General features: G+C 40.5%; 16 protein-coding genes. 7 read left to right on the top strand and 9 right to left on the bottom strand.

Annotated features, from left to right (window positions below; all coding sequences use genetic code 11):
- Nucleotides 1-522 (bottom strand): RNA polymerase sigma factor, encoded by a 522-nt coding sequence (locus tag Q5866_RS07305; RefSeq protein WP_303179725.1) that lies wholly within the window; start codon nucleotides 520-522, stop codon nucleotides 1-3.
- A gap of 151 nt (nucleotides 523-673) precedes the next feature.
- Between Q5866_RS07305 and Q5866_RS07310 the strand changes: the two genes are divergently transcribed.
- From Q5866_RS07310 to Q5866_RS07335, 6 genes are all read left to right on the top strand, one after another.
- Entirely contained in the window at nucleotides 674-1,087 is a 414-nt protein-coding gene (locus Q5866_RS07310) for a DUF5606 domain-containing protein (RefSeq protein ID WP_186978153.1), read from the top strand.
- A 71-nt stretch (nucleotides 1,088-1,158) separates the two neighbouring features.
- Nucleotides 1,159-1,866 (top strand): tRNA1(Val) (adenine(37)-N6)-methyltransferase, encoded by a 708-nt coding sequence (locus tag Q5866_RS07315; RefSeq protein ID WP_303179726.1) that lies wholly within the window; start codon nucleotides 1,159-1,161, stop codon nucleotides 1,864-1,866.
- A 272-nt stretch (nucleotides 1,867-2,138) separates the two neighbouring features.
- Nucleotides 2,139-3,092, top strand: a complete 954-nt coding sequence (locus Q5866_RS07320) for an ROK family protein (RefSeq protein WP_099294164.1) — start codon at nucleotides 2,139-2,141, stop codon at nucleotides 3,090-3,092.
- 11 nt (nucleotides 3,093-3,103) lie between these two features.
- Nucleotides 3,104-5,314 (top strand): GH92 family glycosyl hydrolase, encoded by a 2,211-nt coding sequence (locus Q5866_RS07325; protein ID WP_303179727.1) that lies wholly within the window; start codon nucleotides 3,104-3,106, stop codon nucleotides 5,312-5,314.
- Between the two features lie 60 nt (nucleotides 5,315-5,374).
- Entirely contained in the window at nucleotides 5,375-6,067 is a 693-nt protein-coding gene (ispD, locus tag Q5866_RS07330; RefSeq protein WP_099294169.1) for a 2-C-methyl-D-erythritol 4-phosphate cytidylyltransferase, read from the top strand.
- A gap of 54 nt (nucleotides 6,068-6,121) precedes the next feature.
- Nucleotides 6,122-7,549: a capsule assembly Wzi family protein gene (locus Q5866_RS07335; protein WP_303179728.1), complete on the top strand. Its 1,428-nt coding sequence runs from the start codon at nucleotides 6,122-6,124 to the stop codon at nucleotides 7,547-7,549.
- Here the strand turns inward: Q5866_RS07335 and Q5866_RS07340 are convergent.
- From Q5866_RS07340 to Q5866_RS07355, 4 genes are all read right to left on the bottom strand, one after another.
- Nucleotides 7,542-8,435: an O-antigen ligase gene (locus Q5866_RS07340; protein WP_303179729.1), complete on the bottom strand. Its 894-nt coding sequence runs from the start codon at nucleotides 8,433-8,435 to the stop codon at nucleotides 7,542-7,544. The two genes, Q5866_RS07335 and Q5866_RS07340, sit on opposite strands and share 8 nt — an antisense overlap.
- 498 nt (nucleotides 8,436-8,933) lie before the next feature.
- Nucleotides 8,934-9,812 carry an O-antigen ligase gene (locus Q5866_RS07345; RefSeq protein ID WP_303179730.1) on the bottom strand — a complete coding sequence of 293 codons (879 nt, stop codon included), beginning with the start codon at nucleotides 9,810-9,812 and terminating at the stop codon, nucleotides 8,934-8,936.
- Nucleotides 9,813-10,228: 416 nt separating this feature from the next.
- Nucleotides 10,229-11,137 (bottom strand): SP_1767 family glycosyltransferase, encoded by a 909-nt coding sequence (locus Q5866_RS07350; RefSeq protein WP_227216728.1) that lies wholly within the window; start codon nucleotides 11,135-11,137, stop codon nucleotides 10,229-10,231.
- The gene (locus Q5866_RS07355; RefSeq protein ID WP_099294179.1) at nucleotides 11,137-11,949 is read right to left on the bottom strand and encodes a glycosyltransferase family 2 protein; all 813 of its coding nucleotides are present in this window, start codon (nucleotides 11,947-11,949) and stop codon (nucleotides 11,137-11,139) included. Before Q5866_RS07355 ends, Q5866_RS07350 begins: the two co-directional genes overlap by 1 nt.
- A 223-nt stretch (nucleotides 11,950-12,172) precedes the next feature.
- Here Q5866_RS07355 and Q5866_RS07360 point away from each other — a divergent pair, with 223 nt between their 5' ends.
- The gene (locus Q5866_RS07360; protein WP_303179731.1) at nucleotides 12,173-13,249 is read left to right on the top strand and encodes a CDP-glycerol glycerophosphotransferase family protein; all 1,077 of its coding nucleotides are present in this window, start codon (nucleotides 12,173-12,175) and stop codon (nucleotides 13,247-13,249) included.
- Here the strand turns inward: Q5866_RS07360 and Q5866_RS07365 are convergent.
- The 4 genes from Q5866_RS07365 to Q5866_RS07380 are packed head-to-tail and all read right to left on the bottom strand — an operon-like array spanning nucleotide 13,239 to nucleotide 16,373.
- On the bottom strand, nucleotides 13,239-14,231 hold the full coding sequence (locus tag Q5866_RS07365; RefSeq protein WP_186978171.1) for an iron-containing alcohol dehydrogenase: 993 nt from the start codon (nucleotides 14,229-14,231) through the stop codon (nucleotides 13,239-13,241). The genes Q5866_RS07360 and Q5866_RS07365 overlap by 11 nt on opposite strands.
- Entirely contained in the window at nucleotides 14,231-14,650 is a 420-nt protein-coding gene (locus Q5866_RS07370) for an adenylyltransferase/cytidyltransferase family protein (protein WP_099294185.1), read from the bottom strand. Before Q5866_RS07370 ends, Q5866_RS07365 begins: the two co-directional genes overlap by 1 nt.
- A 56-nt stretch (nucleotides 14,651-14,706) precedes the next feature.
- Nucleotides 14,707-15,762, bottom strand: a complete 1,056-nt coding sequence (locus Q5866_RS07375) for a glycosyltransferase family 9 protein (RefSeq protein WP_186978173.1) — start codon at nucleotides 15,760-15,762, stop codon at nucleotides 14,707-14,709.
- Nucleotides 15,753-16,373 carry a DUF4254 domain-containing protein gene (locus Q5866_RS07380; RefSeq protein ID WP_186978175.1) on the bottom strand — a complete coding sequence of 207 codons (621 nt, stop codon included), beginning with the start codon at nucleotides 16,371-16,373 and terminating at the stop codon, nucleotides 15,753-15,755. Before Q5866_RS07380 ends, Q5866_RS07375 begins: the two co-directional genes overlap by 10 nt.
- Nucleotide 16,374 lies beyond the last annotated feature (1 nt).

Consider the following 16,374-nt stretch of genomic DNA (forward strand, 5'->3'; position numbering starts at 1 on the left):
TCAATACATCTTTCTGATCATTTCCTGTAAACACTGTCGGGCTCTGGCATATTGTGACCGGGAAGTACCTTCCGTGATATGAAGCATCTCCCCGATTTCCTTATGCGAGAATCCTTCGATTGCAAATAAATTAAACACCGTACGGTAGCCCTCGGACAATAACCGGATCATTTGCAACATCTCCATTTCCGTCAACGTCTCTAATACCGAAGGTATCGTATCCTCCACATCAATCTCCCCTTCTACTACTCTGGAAAAAATCCTCTCCTTACGAATCCTCTCCAATGCGCAATTGATAAATATTTTCCGCATCCACCCCTCGAAACTACCAACCGCCATATATTCATTCAATCGCGTGAAAACCTTCACGAAGCCATCCTGCAATAAATCTCCTGCCGCATCCCGATTCCCGGCATAACGGATACACACGCCCATCATTCTGGGAGCGAAATATTCATACAGAGACTTTTGTGCTTTCGGATTACCTTTCCGGCATTCCTCTATCACCCACGCTTCGTCCATTAGTCACGTTTATTATCCTTTTTCACAAGCAAGATGCACTTTTTTATCCAAACGTTGCACGAGAGTGCGAAAAAATAAACAATTCATTGTTTTTAGTTTTAAACATTGATTCGTATTTTTGTCCCTCATTTAAACACAAAAAGAAAGCAATATGTTGAAAGAAATTTTATCCATCTCAGGAAAACCGGGATTATACAAATTAATTAGCAATACATCGAATGCTTTAATCGTAGAATCATTACTTGACGGAAAACGCTTTCCTGCTTATTCTAACGCGAAAATTATTTCTCTTGAAGATATTTCCATATACACGGAAGATGAAGACATGCCTTTAAAAGAAGTATTCAAACGAATCTACAAAAAAGAAGAAGGCAAGCCGACAATCAATCACAAGGAAGCCTCCAATGTTATCACGAATTACATTGAATCCGTCGTTCCGGAATATGATGCAGACCGGGTTTACGTGTCAGACATGCGCAAAATGATTCAATGGTACAACTTACTATTGGAGAAAAACATGCTAAACCTCGAAGAAGAAGAGGAGAAGAAAGAAGAAGAAAAATAGTTTATAAAGTTTATAAGGTTCATAAAGTTTATGAACCTTATAAACTTTAAGCCTTGCAAAGGCAACTAATTATGGCAAACGATTACTTCCAATTTAAACAGTTCACGATCCGTCAAGACAGATGCGCGATGAAAGTCGGCACAGACGGTGTTCTTTTAGGAGCGTGGGCAGACTTAACCGACACACACCGTTTGCTGGACATCGGGACCGGGACAGGACTTATAGCTATCATGGCAGCTCAACGAAACCCGGAATTACAAATAGACGCCATAGAAATCGATCCTGCCGCCTGCAAGCAAGCAAAAGAAAACGTGCAAGATTGCCCGTGGAAAGAGAAAATTCAAGTTTTCCAAGGACGGGTACAAGATTTCAAACAGGATTACCTGTATGATATCATCACGTGCAACCCGCCATTCTTTATCAACTCCACCCAAAACCCAGAACGAAGCAAAACAATGGCACGCCATTGCTCGACTCTCTCGCACGAGGACATATTAAATGTTTCCGAAAAACTACTATCCCCGGAAGGAAAAATTTGTATCATCTTACCGATTCCCGAAGCGGAGCATTTTATAACACTAGCGCAATCGCACAAATGGTTTATTAACAAATTTACAACAATTTGCCCAACCCCGAACAAGCCCCCGAAGCGTAAGCTCATGGAAATTTCCAAGCGACAAAAAGATATTGTAAATGAAACAATTACACTAGAAACCGAACGTCACGTTTATCACGAGAGTTACGCTCTATTAACAAAAGATTTCTATTTGAAACTCTAAATTTGATCGTGTTTTTATTGCATTTCGTTTATCAGATTTAAATCTATATACACAAAAGATTAACGAACTATTAACTATTAAATCATAGAATACCCCCTATCTTTGTAATGTAGAAAACAGATAGAAGACACAGTTTTTTTTCATAAGTTTGTATGTTTAGGTTAGTAGTTAGTAATTAAATAAGAGATCGCCCCATCGGTCTCTTATTTTTTTATTACCTTTAACCGCATTAAAAATGCAAATCATGTTGTTGTCAAATTTATATATTATTTATGCAAACTACTGTCTCTTTAGGTATTGACATTGGCGGTACCAACATCGCTTTCGGAATCATTGATAAAAATGGGAATTGTCTGGCAGACGGATCTTTATCCACCACGGCATACAATACTCCACAAGATTTCGTTCTGGACTTACATAAAGCGGTAAAAAAAGAACTCTCCAAACTGGACGTTAAACTGGTCGGTATCGGTGTCGGTGCCCCGAATGGTAATTATTTCAACGGTACGATCGAGAATGCGGCCAATCTATCATGGAAAGGCACGATTCCCATGGTAGAATTACTTGTAAGACAATTCAACGTACCCTCCTTTATCACGAATGACGCGAAAGCCGCGGCTATCGGGGAAATGGTGTACGGCGGGGCGAAAGGCATGAAAGATTTCGTGATTATCACGCTGGGAACCGGACTGGGTAGTGGAATCGTGGTGAACGGAAAACTCGTTTACGGGCACGACGGTCTGGCCGGTGAAGTAGGACATACGCTCGTGTGCGGCGGTGACAGGTACTGTAATTGCGGTCGTCGGGGATGTTTGGAAACCTACGCGTCCGCTACCGGAATCAAACGCACGGCTTGCGAGTTGCTCGCTCTTGAAAATACCCCCAGCACACTCCGGGACATTCCTTACACGGAAATCACGGCAAAGAAAGTATACGATGCCGCTCAAAAAGGAGATCCCATCGCTCTTGAAGCTTTCAAAATCACCGGGGAACAATTGGGCAAAGCATTGGCAAATCTGGTTGCTATAATCAGCCCGGAAGCCATATTCCTGCAAGGCGGCGTGGCAAACGCCGGTGAATGGTTGTTCAAGACCACGCAGGAACAAATGGAAGCCAATATGTTGTATGTATTCAAGCAAAAAGTAAAAATACTTCGATCGTCACTACCCACGAATGCCGCCATTTACGGGGCATCTGCGCTTGTATGGAATGAATTAAACGCCTAGAAACGAATATCATGAAAACACGACTCCTTCTACTCCTGCTTTGTTTTACCGGGTTCTTTACATCCTGTCGAAAAGAAAAAGAAACACGAGTAACGGACTACGTTGATCCATTTATCGGGACTGCCGGACAAGGACATTGCTTCCCCGGTGCGGCAGTACCTTTCGGGGGGATTCAACTGAGCCCGGATAATCCGCGCAGCGGTTGGGAGTGGTGTTCCGGCTATCATTACAGTGATAGTATCATATCCTCGTTCTCACATTCACATTTAAGCGGGACCGGAATCGGCGATTTGCAGGATATCCGACTTCTACCCGTCACAAGACGCCCGCGACCGGGAGAAAAAGCCATCGACTTCATCACTTCCGGATACGCCAAATACTCTCATGCCAACGAGACAGCCGAACCCGGATATTATAGCGTAACTTTCGACAACGGTATAAAAACCGAATTATCGGTCACCAACCGTTGTGGAATGCACGCCTATCAATACCCGTCTAATGCTATCCACGGGCTGACACTGGATTTAACCACGGCAAGAAATTGGGATCGCACGGTAATGACCTCTATCAAGAAAATCAATAACCGCACGATACAAGGCTATCGAAAATCCACCGGTTGGGCACGGGAACACAATGTCTATTTTTTCATGGAATTCTCGCAGGATGTTGACGTCTGGGCGGGTGTTGACACGTTGCAATTATTGAGAAACGGACAAAAAATCGTTTCCGATAAAGGATATGCATGGATTGATTTCGGTACGGTAACCAACAAAATATTGGTCAAAGTCAGCATTTCATCTGCAAACTGCGAGGGAGCTGCGGCAAACCTTGATCAAGAACTCCCGCACTGGAGCTTTGATAAAGTGCGCAGAGAAGCCAAGCAACAATGGAAACGGGCTTTATCGCGTATCAAAGTCGAGGGCGGCACAAAAGAGGAAACACGCACATTCTACACGGCTCTCTATCACGCGTACCTTGCCCCTTATTTGTTCTCTGATGCACACGGGAATTATAAAGGACCGGACGGAGAAATTCATAGCGTGGGGAAAGAAAATCAATACACGGTATTCTCCTTGTGGGATACATTCCGGGCATCACACCCTCTCTTTACCATTACTCAAAAAGATCGGGTGAATGATATGATCAACTCTTTCATCCGGCATTACGAGATTCACGGGTTGTTACCTAACTGGGAACTAATGGGTAACGAGAGCCACTGCATGATAGGCAATCACGCCATTCCGGTTATCACGGAAGCCTATTTAAAAGGAATCCGGGGGTATGACGTGGAAAAAGCATACGAGGCGATGAAAGAAACATCCCTTTCCAAAGGACACGGACTGGGACTTTTCCGGGAATACAATTATATCCCGTGTGATCTGGAAAAAGAATCAGTATCCAAAACCCTTGAATTTGCTTATGACGACTGGTGTATCGCGCAAATGGCAAAAGCCTTGGGGAAAGAAAACGATTATCTCTTTTTCATGGAATCATCTAAAAATTACAAGAACCTCTTCGATCCTTCAACCGGATTGATGCGGGGCAAATTAGCAGACGGCAGTTGGAGAACTCCTTTCTCCCCTTTCTCGTCCACGCATCGCAACGACGATTACACGGAAGGAAATGCTTGGCAATACTCGTGGTTTGTTCCCCATGATATCGACGGCTTTATCTCTTTACACGGCGGCAAAGAAGCTTTCGCCCGAAAATTAGACAGCTTGTTCACCCTGCCTTCCGTCATCGAGGGCAGCAACGCTTCTCCCGACATCAGCGGATTAATCGGACAATACGCCCAAGGAAATGAACCTTCTCACCACGTGACTTATTTGTTCAATTACACGGACAAACCATACAAGACTCAATACTATATAGACAAAATTCGCCGGGAACTTTACACGGATCGTCCCGACGGTCTGTGCGGTAACGAGGATTGTGGTCAAATGTCCGCGTGGTATGTATTCTCTGCCCTAGGATTCTATCCGGTCAATCCTTGTGACACCAAATACCAGTTAGGGACGCCCTTATTTAAGAAAGTAATTATCAAACTCGGGCAAGATCGCCGTTTCGTGATAAAAGCCAATAGGGAAAACGATCAATACATTTACGTGAAAAGAGTTTTATTGAACGGAGACCCCTTGGATCGCACATGGATTACGCATGATGAAATCATAAACGGCGGCGAACTGGAATTCGAATTAACGGATTCTATAATTGCCGATTAAATCTACCTTTGTCAAACCTCTTAAAGATTGAGAAACTCACATTTTCAATTTTCAATTATAATGAAGAGCATTGGAGTAATTCTGGCCGGTGGTTCCGGTCGACGATTAGGCAGCGAACTCCCGAAGCAATTTATCACCATTGCAGGGAAAACAGTATTGGCTCATACACTCGGAGTATTCGAGCAAAACGAACTTATTGACGAAATCATTATTGTTGTCCATAAAGATTACTTGAATGAAACTCAAGAGATTGTTACCAAGGAAAGATTTGGCAAAGTAAGAATGATTATCCCGGGTGGCAAAGAACGTTACCATTCCACTTTAGCCGCCTTAAACGCCTATCAAGACACGAATTGCAAATTCATCATTCACGATGCCGTGCGATTATTAGTCACCCAACAAATGATCAGTGACACGATTGAGGCTCTCGACAATTGTGAAGCCTGCACGACAGCCATTCCTGCCACTGATACCATTTTGCAAAGTGATGCCACGAAACAATTCGTGAACGCCATCCCCGATCGTTCTACCCTATTTCAAGTACAAACGCCACAAGGCTTCCTAGCAAACACGTTGCGAGGAGCTTATAATAAAGCACTTACAGATCCCTGTTTTTTCAGCACGGACGATTGTGGTGTCGTAAAACGCTATTTACCGGAGATTCCTATCAAAATTATCCAAGGCTCGCCTTCTAATGTTAAATTAACCTATAAAGAAGATATTTCTTTGATCGAACGACGCCTTTTAGGCTAGAAAGAGATACATTTGTCGCTGAAGATTAATAATAGACGTGCATAAATCGGCGACATGAGGATTTTTTGGGTATGTATCCTTGTAGTCCTGTTTTCTTTTTCAGGCCAAGGACAAAAACGAGATGTAGTTTATAACGCATCTTTATCGGGATTCGCTTCCACACAGAAGACATTACCCTTTTGGGCTGTCAGCAATCGGTATGGACTTATGCCTAACGGGAACGGAACCTTATTGGAACTGGGACTCTATTCCGATTTCACGAACAAACACAAGATTCAATTCGCCTATGGCGTATCCGCGGGGGGATATCTCTCCAATCCGGGAAATAAAATTATTTTAGACCAACTTTTTGTAAGTGCCCGCTGGCGTAAACTTCGGCTCGATCTGGGCATGATTCAACCGGAAGAAAAATATAACGGTGTTTCTTCCAGCAACGGGGATTTTGTCCGTTCCGGAAATTCCCGAACTTTCCCGGGTTATAACCTTAGAAGTGATTTTATAGATATTCCCGGCACAAAAGGAATCATCGCTTTCCAATTTAATTGGGCTGATTATATGATGATTGACAATAGTTACGTGAAAGACATTCGCTTGCACAACAAATCTCTTTACGTGAAAATCACCCCTCATCACCGATGGGAAATCATTGCCGGATTGGAACACTGGGCACAATGGGCTGGCAAACATCCCACTCTAGGAAAACAACCCGGCTCTTTCAGTGATTACGGCCGCATCATTTTTGCCGATGGCGGCGGTGCGGGAGCCACAACCAGCGATTCTATCAATGCCTTGGGGAATCATTTGGGACGAGAATATCTAAGAATTAATTACTTAGCAGATAATTACATATTATCATTTTACCACGATATCCCTTTCGAAGATGGCTCGGGGACAGATTTTCGCTCCTTCCCGGACGGAACTTATTGTTTCTATTACGGTTCAAAAAATCCGCAACAATGGATATCCGATGTCATATATGAATTCTATTATACCAAATATCAATCCGGCTCTCGCCATGACAGACCTGCAACACCGGAAGAAATAGCGAAACAAGACCCGAACAGTCATTTCTACGGGAGGAAAGTACTCGGGGGATGTGATAACTATTTTAATAACAGTGAATACGCCAACGGATGGACTCTATACGGACAAGTTATCGGCAGCCCGTTCATGACACCCGGTTTAAGCGATAACCTTACTAGAATCATCAATAACCGTATCATTGGACACCACATCGGGATAAAAGGTATGGCATGGCAAACAACTCCTTACAAATTATTACTCTCGTATTCAAAAAACTACGGAACATACGGAAACAAATTCAATAAAGATCAGTTCTCCGGTGCATTGGAAGTGACTCTTCCTTTCCGCAAATTACCGTTTACAATAGAAACAGGCTTATACAGCGACTTGGGCAAACTTTTCAAAGACAATTTCGGCTTCACGATTAAACTCAGCCGCAAAGGAAAGCTAATCAAATAGAAGGCTTTTCTTCTTGGGGAATATCGTTTTCTAATTGGGAGAACATATCCCCGTAGAAATAAAACATGGCAAGAAATATCAACATCAATGCCCGTGAATTTGCCCACGATAAAGTGACACACGAATTACTGACAACAAGAAAGACCAATAATACAGACAGGATTAAGAATGAAAACCTCTTTCTTTTAATCATTCGATAAAGTGGTGCAAAAAACAAAAAGATCATGACAGCTAAACCTACCAATCCTGCCGTAATCCAATATTGAAGGAAAGTATTATTCACATTATTAAAAACCGCAATATTCAAATCCGAAGCTTCATACCATGCCTTTATTCGATGTTTTGTAGTTACACCTAACCCCCACAAGGCAAACTCATCCCAGTGCCTGAAACTCTCCTTTATAAACGCAAGCCGCGGAGCAACTGTTCCACCTACAAACTTCCCTTCACGTACATTTTGCACCTCAATTCCCACTTCATGTATCCGTTCTTCATATTTATTTAAATCCATCAATAAAGTTAAGCTCAACACGAAAACCAAAGCACCGCCAACAAACAAAAATTGTCGCTTGAAAGAAAGTTTTCGAAACAAATAAAAATTCATCACGATAAAACCTAACAAGAAACCCAATATAGCAGATTTAGTGACGGTAAAGGACAAAAACACCACAAGCACCCCAAACATACACAACAAAAGTCCTCTCTTTTTCCACGCTTTTTCTATTATTAGTAAGAAATAAACAACCAATGCAGAAACAGCTAAAAGCATCGCTTGAACTTCTAACCAATATTTACTTCCTAATACATATCTATTTTCTCCGAAACGATTGTTATACAAATATTCCAAGGCCTCACCCGGAGATGTAAATAGTTTGTTTCCAACCACAAGAAATAATATATATATATTTAGCAACAAGCACCCCGAACAGAAATACAAAAGGAATTTTTTAATCAAGCCGGGAGTAATCCATTCTCGCCACGTCGCAACCCACACCGGAATTAACACAAAATTAAGTATTAAAGCCTCAAACGTCCCATAACTAGGCTCCGCTATCAGATTTCCTTTCAATAATACAGCCACGGTGTGTACTATAAAATAAAGCAAAAATACAACATTCACCCCGATATACAATCGTTCCGCCAGTAAACTCTCCCACACTTTGCTTTTCCGCTTCCATAACATGAATATAACCAATATCAACAATAGGAAGTTGAAAACATTACCATACAAGGGTATAATACTTCCCAACAGGAAAGCAACAGAAAGAAAAAAATATTTCTGAAACTTCACCATCCAACTCATATTATACATTCGGCATACAAATATACAAGATATATTCTCTTTATAATATCAGGACGATAAAAAATTGCTTCCTAAATGAATTTACCGGGTAATAGCCTTTTCTATTTGCCGAAAAGTATCTCCATAGTAATAAAACATAGAAAGTAATAACACAATTATAAACCGTGAATTATTCAGATCCAACAGGATAGTTGAACCATTTGTTATAATAATGACAACCATCATTGAAGCAATCAAATATGAGAACCTTCTATTTCTTATCATCATGTAAAATGGAGATCCAAAAAGAAATATCATGATTGCCAAACCAAACACTCCTCCCTGTATCCAATAATGTAAAAATGTATTATGCACATTCCTAAACTCACCAAGTCCTGCATCGGAATTTTTAAACCATTCTTTCACTCTATTTTTAGCATACACACCCAATCCCCCAAAAGCGAATTCATCAACATGTATATACGCCTCTCGAATAAAACCGACCCGAGGCGCTATTGTCCCGCCCAAGTATATGCCATGTTTGATATTCCCCAGTTCTACAATAATTTCACCTGTCCTTTCTTTATACTTTTCCCTAAAGCCATCAAACACGAATACGCCGGAAACAAACAAAAAAACACAAGCTAATAGCGTCAAACGCATTCGCCATGTTCTTTTTTTTAGGATATAAATATTTACGAGTACAAAACCAGCCGCAAATGCTAACAACCCGGCTTTCGTTACAGTAAATGACAGAAAAAAAAATAATAACAACAACATCATCCCGCACAAAATTTTCATTTCCCACCGACGTTCAATAAAAATCATTATATATGAAATTAATGCAGTCAAAGCAATAGTAAACGCCTGTGGTTCCAATAATAAACTTCCTCCTAAAAGCGACATTTTATTATCACCGAAACGACTTGTATACAAAAACTCGATAGTTGATTGCATATCCGTAAACGCTTCTTTTCCCACAAGATAGAACACGATATACAAATTCAACAACACACACCCGGCACAAAATAAAAAAAGGAACTGTTTCAATAATCGAGGAGTCATTATCTCTCTCAATGTTACCACATAAACAGGTACTAAAATAAAATTGAGTGATATAGTTTCAAATATTCCGAAATAAGCCTTATCATTTACCCCGGCATTCAAAAATATGGTTTGCAAAGAGATATACAACAAGTATACAATAAATACCAAAATATAATCCTTCCCGCTCCTCACTTTTTCGATACAAGAATTCCAGTTCGAGAATGCGAAGAAGATAACTACAAAAAGAAGAAAATAATGAAATGTCATCCCATACAATATACCCACGCTCCCTAATAAGCCTCCCATTGCCAGAAAAAATATCTCCTGCACTTTCTTCATATTATATAACTTCAAAGTGGTGATTCCGATACTCGTTCTATAATCGTTGCTTCATAACCATCATTACAGATTCTCTCCCTGTAAGAAGTATTATTTTTAGCTTCATTGACATATTTCCCATTAATATGAATTTTATCTTTCGCCCCACGCAAAAACCATTCATACTCAACGTCCACATGCCCGATATCAATCGCCCAATACCCCAATTTCGCCAGATCATAGCTCAATACAGTTGCCGTTTGTCCCAATGCAACAAGAATTAATTTTTTATCTCCATGCTTGACCGTCATATTCAAAATATCATCGTATTTTTCATACGCATCTTTTGCGGGACACAAAATACGCTGTAACGAACGTACACCTTCAAAAAGATCATTATTTACACCTAAACGACTATATTCTCCCTCAACCAGAAGCACATCCTGATTCGACCAAATCTGTTTGATTTTTTCCAGATATCCTTTACACACGCTTTTGTCTTTATACGCGAAATAAAAACGTGTAAATGAAGCATCATAATACACTTTTTCAGGTTTCAGATTACGGGCAAAAACATCATGTGCCTTGATAAAATAGCCTAACCAAAAAACTTTCGTGCGTAGATTCAAATTCTCCCGTGACACCAGAGCGTAAGGCAAACAAGTAATATGATTGGGAATTTCGGTAATTAATATTTCTTGCAATCTTTCCGCCAAAGAAGAATTATAACGACAAAATCCATTCCCTTTTTCACGTATAAGATTTAATTCCCCGTCACCATACCGACTGACAGAACAATGGTCCCGCAATATTTTATCCAAGGTTTCATCCGTTGATTTTATATCAAGAATAAAACCCAATGCCTTTTGTTTCTTCCGAAAACGTAGTTGATACTTCACAAGTCGGAAACGATGTTCCAAATAATATAAAAAACTTTTCATCACGCTTCTTCTTGTGTATCTTCTTTCAAATATTGGCTTACTCCACATTCACACCAAGTTGCCTTCTCTGCCACTTTGTCAAAATAGTAATTAAAATTCTTTTCTTTATTATCCATGTATTTATCTTCATGCCACAAATGAAATCCAATAGCCGCAAATTTTAACGCTAATTTTTGACGACCAATATTCTGTAAACGTATACTCAAATCATAATCTTCACCACCCCAACCTACATAATATTCATCATACCCATTCACCTGAATTAAATCCTTCTTCCAGAAGGACATATTACACCCCAACCCGGGACGCGTCTTTCGACGAGGAGCAAGATATTTAGCTAGTGACAAGCAACGAATCGAATTCTCTCTTCTCGTCAATCCACGAGAAAAGAATCCCAAAGAAGTGTACGTTCTGTCCTTGCATAATTGCTCCGTTCTAGATTCCATAATATTCACCCGTCCACCTTTTATATAACATCCTTCCTCAGCACATGCAATATGATCTGCAACAAAATAAGGGTTCAAAATAATATCCCCATCGATCTGAATAATATATTCATATTTGGCTTTCGCGATACACTTATTACGACATTGTGCTAAACGAAATCCTTTATCCTCTTGCCATATATGTAACAACGGTACAGGAAAATCTTTCTGGAAGCTCTCGATCAAAATTCTTGTATCATCTCTCGAGCCATCATCACCAACAATAACTTCATCAGGGAGTTGTTTCTGCCTTCTAACACTTTCCAAACACAACGCAAGAGCACATGGTCTATTATAAGTGGATACAATAAGAGATGTTCGTAACATTGATAAATAAAATTAATGTTTCTATTAGTTTACAGCTGATTTTAAACAATCAATAAAGGATCGTTTAATGATATTAACAGATATATCGTTCGCTATTATTCTTGCAAAAGTGTAAACACTTAATTACTAGCGCATAAAAAATATCAACCAAAACGAGGATAGGATACAAAAATGCTGTATATTTGTATCCTATTAAACGATCGTTTATTAACAGCAAAAGTGTATGAAAACCTACGTGATTGGCTTCTATCTCGAAAAATTATACTACTCTCCGCAATTTGAACCCGTTATCAGAGAACTTATCAAACGTGAAGTTCCCTATGTCGTGATTATTCCAAAGACAAGAGATCGTGATGAGATAAACCAAAGGGAAGAATCTATCAATTATTGCAAGCAAAATAACTTCACTTATATACTTGAAGAAGAAGATTGTTTCTGTAACACGCTCGTGTTCGGGAATACTCCTCACCATATACATACACAATTCAATAAATCCGCTTTTATTAATCATGGAGTATGGGGCGGTAAGACTATGAATATCGAACCGGGACTTAATGAAGTCGATGTACGTTTCCTTGATGGCAAATTCTTGGAAGAATACTTGCTCGAACTCTATCCCGAGAAAAAATCAATCTTTTATGTTTCCGGTTATTCCAAACTGGACAACTATTTCAAGTTGACAGACGATGACCGGAAAAAATTTCTTCAAGAACGCCACTTGGATATCAACAAAAAAACAATACTTTACGCCCCGACATTCTATCCCTCTTCCGTGTTGAAAATGGGAAAGAAATTCCCCGAGGACTTTGCCGAATACAACATTATTTTAAAACCGCATTCACATCTTTTCCTGCGTAAAAAATACCGGAAAGATTTACACCTGTTACAAACATGGGCAACCTCACCCAACGTGTATCTGGCAAATTTCAACGAAACCAATATTCTTCCGTTTCTTCATGCCGCAGACTTATTGATTTCCGATATGTCAAGTGCGGTATTTGAATTTTCGGGGGTAGGTAAACCTGCTATCATCAATATGTTTCTACACTATCGCCCGATAGACAGATTATTCCCACACAAGGTGCGCAAACGACTGGATATCTCGAAATTCTACTTGTGGGAAGTCGGGGATACCCCGAAAAACTACAAGGAAATGGTACAATATGTCCGTGAAAACTTAGCAAATCCGGACAAAAATAAAACCAAGCGAGAAGAATTATCCCGTTATGTCGTCGGAGAAGTTGACGGAAAAGTTTCCGAAAGAATAGCGGACAAACTTTTAGAACTGGCTAAAATTTAGATAAAATCGTGTATCTGTCCCGGATAGTTTTTGCCCGGGCAATAATCCGAGCGATCTCATCACTCGAAAAGTGAAGGTCATGCTCCAATTCGTCTGTGATCTTCATTCGGTCAAAGAATAGCCGCAATTTCTCGAAGTCATCATCATCTTGGCGATAATCCCGTTCTAACAACAAATGCCCCCAAGCCACTTGCAACCCGTGTAAAGTCGTTCGCATCGGGTAAAGATCATCAATCGCATGACTGACCAGATGTTCCCCACCACTCGCCGGACGTGAACTATTCGCCAATACCATCGCCAATCCCGAAATCACCAGTCCATTCGCCAGATCCCCGATAAACCGATTCGTTCCGATATCGTCTATCGTGTAAGACATCACGGAATTACCACTGAGAGTTGCCAAAGTCAAAGCGAAATTATTAATATATTCGCCTTTTTCCGCATTCGCCAATCTCCAATCCTTCACGGCACTGGCATTAGACACCAAATCCCCCACCCCTGCCAATAACAATTTTCTAGGCGATCTCCTTATAATCTCAATATCCGCTATAATACCTAACGGAGCCTTTACCCCGAAACTTTGCTTTTTCCCGTTTTGAACAAGCCGAGCGATTGGTGAATAAATGGCATCGTTTGACAACGTGGAAGGTGCTGTAATATAACTTAGATTCAAGTCGTTCGAAATCATTTTCACGGCATCAATAACACTTCCGCCCCCGAAAGCAACCAAAAGTGCATCCTTATTTGTGATATTTCCCATCACCTTGCGGGCTTCTTCATAAGAACCGCCTTGAATAAGCATGATCTCATCAAACGATAATTGCTCTATCTGCTGTTTGTAAAGTTCTTTCAACTCCGGGGAGGTCACTAAAATTTTCTCCTTGAAAAAAATATGATTACGCTGCAATATCTCATCCATATGAATGAAAATATTCTCCCCGATCTCAAGAACTATGGGTACATTTATAATTTTAGAATACATTATTTCGTGCTTCTTATCTTTTCAACCAATTCCGACGTGCTTATTCCTTTCGTGTAAGGTAAATACACCATCTCCACATGATGCTCTTCCAGAAATTCCGGTGTCACCCGAATCTGTTTCAGATACCCCTCTCCATCCCAATCATCACCATGCACGATAACATTAATCCCGTATTTCTTGATATATTCTTTATTATCGTATTCCCGAATGATAAAAGCCTCGTCCACGTAACGACACGCTTTCACGACTTCCAGTCGATCATGCTCGGACAAAAAAGGCCTGCGTTTGTAAGAAGCAACCATATCATCTCCATTAATAGCCACGATCAAACGATCACCTAACGCCCTCGCGCGTCTTAGCAACTCGACATGACCGAAATGAAACAGGTCGAAAACCCCTATCACGTATACATTCTTCATATTATTCATTTTACTTACCACAATTACGGCACCAAAGATAATGAATAATACGGTATCTAAATATCCTTCATCATTTTTCTTAACATGGAATCCAACCGCCCCCACACCTGATCTTCGGTAAGACGATCGAATATCTCTTTATCCGAAAGCATACCCCTTTCCGATTCAGGCATAAAATCCAAAGGACTCACCCCTTGATAGCGTTCGTCACGGGAAGGCAGCCACTTTTGCATGTTCACCCAAGGCGGGTATATAGCCAGACCGGGAACTCCGCAAGCCTGCGCCATATGACGAGGACCGCCTTCATTCCCGAAAAAGAAATCAGATAACGAGATCATGGCTACCAACTTCCGCAATGTATCAGCTTCCACGTTCACGAAGATATGCTTGTCCTGTCCCATTTCATCAAATAAACTTAAAGCATCCGCTTTCTCTTCTTTCGAGTAATTAAAAATCAATTGAGCATCGTATTTCCAGACCAAACGGGACAACACTTCCTTCATCTTCCGGATATCCCACTTTTTATCCACCACGCGGGTAAAAGGGGTACATAATATAACCAAACGGGAAAAATCAATCCCTTGCTCGATCATGTATCTTTTAAATTCTTCCTTTTCTCCTTCCGTTACTTGCAAACGAAAATCCGCATCATACACCAAAGGTGCTTCTTTCTCCAGCGGCTTAACCAACAACAAATTACGGGATACTTCATCCAAACTTTCATCTTGATGATTCCTTATCCGGTAATTATGAAAGAAAAGATTATAATATTTCCGCGTACCGATACGATATTTTGTTCCCGGAGAGAGAATACTAAACCATAATGTTTTCAACGTGGAGCGAGTATCTACGATCACGTCATAATGTTCTTCGCGCATCAACCGGAAGACTTTCTTCACGTACGTGAAAAAATGATCGTTTTCCCGACTGGAAAACGTGATTACCCGGTCAACATCCGGGTGATCTTGAAATAAAGGTTCCAGATAATCATTCACGACATAATGGATCTCCGCCTCAGGAAAACTCTTCCTTATCGTGCTGCATATCACAACAGATAACACGGCATCGCCTATCCGCCGGAAGCGAATCACCAAAACTTTTCTTACACGCATCGTGAAATCTCTTTTCCATATAATACAGGATTCAATTCCGGATCGTTATACATTTTCATCTGCTTGTAAACTTTCATGTATTTTCTCCCGGCTTCAATATCCTCCAGTAACAGATCGATTGCAACAATCAAATCACGTTTCTGTTCCAATAATATATGCATTTTATTCTCACATCTACGCACGTGCCCTTGACTCACGTCTACCCGTTGCGTTTCCTGTTCCATGTGATATATCTTCAAACACAAAATAGATAAACGGTCTAAAGCCCAAGCCGGACTTTCCGTGTTTATCGTGGCATGAGGCAACAAGATCACATTTTCATACTTCTTCCAAAAATATTCATCCAGCAACTCCACCAAATCCGTACGTTTTTGATTCGACTCGTCAATTCGACGCTTGATTTGCAATGCAAATTCAGGCTCAATATCCGGATCGCGTATGATATCCTCCAAGTGCCATTGAATAGCATCAACCCAATTCTTTTGGAACAGATAATACTCTATAGATTCTAACTTGTATGGATTCTTGATGTCGGCATCCGTGCTATCAGCCACATGATAACACAAGGTTGCCCTCTCAAAAATTTGATAACTTAATTCTGCAAATACCATG

The organism is uncultured Butyricimonas sp. (assembly GCF_959596855.1).
GTDB classification, from domain to species: Bacteria; Bacteroidota; Bacteroidia; order Bacteroidales; family Marinifilaceae; genus Butyricimonas; species Butyricimonas muris.

What these genes read in the sequence shown, in the direction of transcription:
- Q5866_RS07325 (WP_303179727.1), top strand. Translation starts at nt 3,104, where the DNA reads ATGAAAACACGACTCCTTCTACTCCTGCTTTGTTTTACCGGGTTCTTT.
- Q5866_RS07310 (WP_186978153.1), top strand. Translation starts at nt 674, where the DNA reads ATGTTGAAAGAAATTTTATCCATCTCAGGAAAACCGGGATTATACAAA.
- Q5866_RS07380 (WP_186978175.1), bottom strand. Translation starts at nt 16,373, where the DNA reads ATGGTATTTGCAGAATTAAGTTATCAAATTTTTGAGAGGGCAACCTTG.
- Q5866_RS07375 (WP_186978173.1), bottom strand. Translation starts at nt 15,762, where the DNA reads ATGCGTGTAAGAAAAGTTTTGGTGATTCGCTTCCGGCGGATAGGCGAT.
- Q5866_RS07305 (WP_303179725.1), bottom strand. Translation starts at nt 522, where the DNA reads ATGGACGAAGCGTGGGTGATAGAGGAATGCCGGAAAGGTAATCCGAAA.
- Q5866_RS07370 (WP_099294185.1), bottom strand. Translation starts at nt 14,650, where the DNA reads ATGAAGAATGTATACGTGATAGGGGTTTTCGACCTGTTTCATTTCGGT.
- Q5866_RS07335 (WP_303179728.1), top strand. Translation starts at nt 6,122, where the DNA reads ATGAGGATTTTTTGGGTATGTATCCTTGTAGTCCTGTTTTCTTTTTCA.
- Q5866_RS07350 (WP_227216728.1), bottom strand. Translation starts at nt 11,137, where the DNA reads ATGAAAAGTTTTTTATATTATTTGGAACATCGTTTCCGACTTGTGAAG.
- ispD (WP_099294169.1), top strand. Translation starts at nt 5,375, where the DNA reads ATGAAGAGCATTGGAGTAATTCTGGCCGGTGGTTCCGGTCGACGATTA.
- Q5866_RS07365 (WP_186978171.1), bottom strand. Translation starts at nt 14,231, where the DNA reads ATGTATTCTAAAATTATAAATGTACCCATAGTTCTTGAGATCGGGGAG.
- Q5866_RS07355 (WP_099294179.1), bottom strand. Translation starts at nt 11,949, where the DNA reads ATGTTACGAACATCTCTTATTGTATCCACTTATAATAGACCATGTGCT.
- Q5866_RS07360 (WP_303179731.1), top strand. Translation starts at nt 12,173, where the DNA reads ATGAAAACCTACGTGATTGGCTTCTATCTCGAAAAATTATACTACTCT.
- Q5866_RS07320 (WP_099294164.1), top strand. Translation starts at nt 2,139, where the DNA reads ATGCAAACTACTGTCTCTTTAGGTATTGACATTGGCGGTACCAACATC.
- Q5866_RS07315 (WP_303179726.1), top strand. Translation starts at nt 1,159, where the DNA reads ATGGCAAACGATTACTTCCAATTTAAACAGTTCACGATCCGTCAAGAC.